This window comes from Staphylococcus sp. GDH8C109P (genome assembly GCF_017893405.1).
GTDB lineage: Bacteria > Bacillota > Bacilli > Staphylococcales > Staphylococcaceae > Staphylococcus > Staphylococcus cohnii.
Map to the genome: position 1 here is coordinate 1 of NZ_JAESMX010000002.1, position 1,810 is coordinate 1,810.

2 protein-coding genes are annotated in these 1,810 nt (G+C 31.3%); both read left to right on the plus strand.

The features are described 5' to 3' along the window. Nucleotides 1–211, plus strand: a 211-nt coding sequence (locus tag KA867_RS01635; protein WP_210136872.1) for a hypothetical protein, incomplete at its 5' end; no start/stop codon positions are given. A 553-nt stretch (nucleotides 212–764) separates the two neighbouring features. Continuing rightward, nucleotides 765–1,769 (plus strand): protein rep, encoded by a 1,005-nt coding sequence (locus KA867_RS01640; RefSeq protein ID WP_210136871.1) that lies wholly within the window; start codon nucleotides 765–767, stop codon nucleotides 1,767–1,769. Nucleotides 1,770–1,810 lie beyond the last annotated feature (41 nt).

The following is a 1,810-nucleotide window of genomic DNA, read 5'->3' on the forward strand; positions in this document are numbered from 1 at the left end:
GAACTATAGCGTTCAACCAGCATGGTTGCCCAGTTTTTACGCAAAAAATAATTTTGTGCGTAAATGGGCAGTGTCTAAAAAAATAGTCACTGGTTTTGCTCAAATTTTTGTTTTTGAAAATAGCATATATTTATTTGGCTCATATTTGCGTTTCAAGAGCTTATATAAGTTTTTAGGTATAAAACTATATGAATTACCCCTAAATCTTTAAAATACCCCCTTAAAATTCAAAATAAGGATATTCTGATTTTTTATAAAAGCTTGGATAAAAAATAAAAAGCCAATTCACAAAAAACGAATTGGCTTTTAAGTTGTTGCTTATATATTTTTTTATTTTTTCAAGTATTAGTTTTCCAAAAAAAGAGTAAGCATGCTTTTATGCCGAGAAAATTTTTGGTTGGAATAGGCTATGTGTTAGCTAGTGTATCTAGCGAGTTGGTTGGTGGTTTGTTGGGATTAATCCCAACGAAGTACCAACTCAACAACACATAAAGCCTTGTTGGTTCCAACCAAAAAGCAATTGGAATAAAGCAAAAAAGTTAGAAAATAAACATGTATTTTTTCGTGGTTTTTGAAACGAGTGAAACGAGTTTCTTCTTGTCTTGATACTATATAGAAATAACTCGAGTTTTAAAAATTTTCGTCAAACGTTGATATGAGAGTGTTTTGAGCCATTTTGGCAGTGGAAAGAATTTTTTGACATAAAGAAACCCCTGTATTAAGATTTAATTGTCTAGAAAAAACCAAATACAGGGGGCTCTTATATGCATTTTTATACTACAGGATATATAGACGAAAATCAAGATAATGAAACACTAAAAGACATGACAAAAAGTGGGAAACAACGCCCATGGAGAGAAAAGAAAATCGATAATGTGAGCTATGCAGACATATTGGAAATTTTGAAAATTAAAAAGGCTTTTAACGTAAAACAATGTGGTAACGTCTTAGAGTTCAAGCCGACAGATGAGGGTTATTTGAAGTTACATAAGACATGGTTTTGTAAATCAAAATTATGTCCAGTTTGTAATTGGAGGCGTGCTATGAAAAATAGTTATCAGGCTCAAAGAGTGATTGAAGAAGTGGTTAAAGAAAAGCCAAAAGCACGTTGGTTATTTTTAACACTTTCAACAAAAAATGCGATAGATGGTGAAACTTTAGAACAGAGTTTAAAACATTTAACAAAAGCTTTTGATAGATTGAGTAGATATAAAAAAGTTAAGCAAAATCTTGTTGGATTTTTGCGTTCAACGGAAGTAACCGTTAATAAAAATGACGGTAGTTATAATCAACATATGCATGTTTTATTGTGTGTTGAAAGTGCGTATTTTAAAAAACAAGGTCAGTATATAAAACAAAGTGAGTGGGTCGATTTATGGCAAAAAGCATTGCAAGTTGATTATCGACCAGTAGCAAATATTAAAGCGATCAAACCAAATCAAAAAGGCGATAAAGATATTCAAGCAGCAATCAAAGAGACCTCAAAATATTCGGTTAAGTCATCGGATTATTTAACTGGAGATAGAGAAAAAGATTCTGAAATCGTTAGTGATTTAGAACAAGGTTTATACAGAAAACGCATGTTGAGTTATGGTGGATTGCTTAAACAAAAACATAAAATTTTAAATTTAGACGATGCCGAAGATGGCAATTTAATTAATACAAGTGACGAAGATAAAACAACAGAGGAAGAAGAAAAAGCACATTCAATTACGGCAATTTGGAATTTTGAAAAACAAAATTATTACTTAAAAGATTTGAAACGTTAGCTTAAAAGCTAGCGTTTTTTTATGCTTTTTTGCCCCTGCGG

Coding starts and splice junctions, on each gene's coding strand:
- KA867_RS01640 (WP_210136871.1), top strand. CDS start 765: ATGCATTTTTATACTACAGGATATATAGACGAAAATCAAGATAATGAA.